The sequence below is a fragment of the Pseudomonas onubensis genome (assembly GCF_965653655.1).
In the GTDB taxonomy this organism is placed as follows: Bacteria; Pseudomonadota; Gammaproteobacteria; order Pseudomonadales; family Pseudomonadaceae; genus Aquipseudomonas.
Genome location: NZ_CBFHAZ010000203.1, coordinates 1 through 1,570 on the forward strand (window position 1 = coordinate 1; position 1,570 = coordinate 1,570).

At 64.4% G+C, this 1,570-nt stretch carries 1 protein-coding gene; it reads left to right on the forward strand.

The annotated features are described in order from the left end of the window. Window positions 1-169: 169 nt before the first annotated feature. The gene (locus ACTD9P_RS29540; protein ID WP_438870411.1) at window positions 170-1,510 is read left to right on the forward strand and encodes a flagellar hook-length control protein FliK; all 1,341 of its coding nucleotides are present in this window, start codon (window positions 170-172) and stop codon (window positions 1,508-1,510) included. Window positions 1,511-1,570: the final 60 nt, after the last annotated feature.

Consider the following 1,570-nt stretch of genomic DNA (forward strand, 5'->3'; position numbering starts at 1 on the left):
CAGCCACTGAATGTGTTGGCTGATACACCGCTTTCGCGAGCAAGCCCGCTCCCACATTTAGACTGCGTTTTACCAGTCAGTTGTCTTTGCCCCCGCAAACCTGGCCCAACTCTTGCTGTACCTTCCAATACTGCATCCCCGACCCCCAATGCAGTGGAGACCTTTACCTATGCCAGTCGCCCCCAATTCGCTCCTTCGGGCTGCCGCTGCGGCCAAGCCTCAAGCGCCGGCCGCCGCACCTGCGGCAACGGCTGCGGCCCCACAGGACAAAGGCCCTGGCTTCGCTCAAGTGTTTGCCAACCAAAGCCCCAAGCCCACGCTGAAGACTGACGACAGCCCGGTAAAAGTCTCGCGTGACAAGCCTTCGGACACCACTGCCAAGCCGGTCGCCAGCAACGACAAGCCTGCCGCCAGCACGCCAGCGGTTGCCGATAGCGGCAATCCCTTGCCTGCCAAGCCAGCCAAGTCCGACGACAGCGCCAGCAGTGATGACGACAAGCCCAGCGACCCGGCCCAGGCGCAGCAACCTCCGGTTGATCCGGTGGTCGACCCGGCATTGGTCGCCGCCGTTACGCCGGTGCCTGTTCCGGTGCCAACGCCTGCACCGGTCGCCGCCAACGACGACAAGGCCCAGCCGGTGGTCGCCGCGCCGATTGCGGTGACGGAAGATGCCAAGCAACCGGCCTTCGACCCTGAAGCCGATCCGCTGGATTCGATGCCGGCTGTGCGCCTGGCCATGGAGCAGGGCGGCCATGTGTCGGCCAGCAGCCAGACGCCACAGAAAGCCGCACCGACCACCGCTCAGGATCAGCCGACCGCCGCGCAGAACTTTGCTGCAGGCCTGGCCAACATGGTTGACCAACAAGCCACCAAAGACAGTACCGACCAGGGCGGCGACAAGGCCTTCAGTGGCCTGATCGAAGGCGGCCTCAAGGATTTGAAAGACGCCAGCAGCGACACCCGCGTCGACGACTTCGCCAACCGCCTGGCCGCACTGACCCAGGCCGCCACGCCGAAAACCGCGAATGCCCTGCCGCCCGTGGCCAATGCGCCGCTGGCCATGCACCAGAGTGGTTGGACCGAAGAAGTGGTCAACCGCGTGATGTACCTGTCCAGCGCCAACCTCAAGTCGGCGGAGATCCAGTTGCAGCCGGCTGAGCTTGGGCGCCTGGATATCAAGGTCAACATGACCGCCGACCAGCAGGCACAGGTCAGCTTCATGAGCGGCCACGCCGTGGTGCGTGAAGCGCTGGAAAGCCAGTCCGGCCGTTTGCGCGAGATGTTTGCCCAGCAAGGCATGGGGCAGGTCGACGTCAATGTGTCTGACCAGTCCCGTGGCTGGCAGGGGCAGGGCCAGGAGCAACAGCAGCAGAACCAGGCGCGCGGCATAAGCGGCAGTGGCGGGCGTGGTGATGGCGGCGATGCGGGTGATCATGCTGAAGTAGCTGCGGCGGTCGCGCCGGTGAGCCAGACCGTGATCGGCTCCAGCGCCGTCGATTACTACGCCTGACCTGAGCCGTATAAAGATCAAAATGTGGGAGCGGGCTTGCTCGCGAATGCGGTGTGTCAG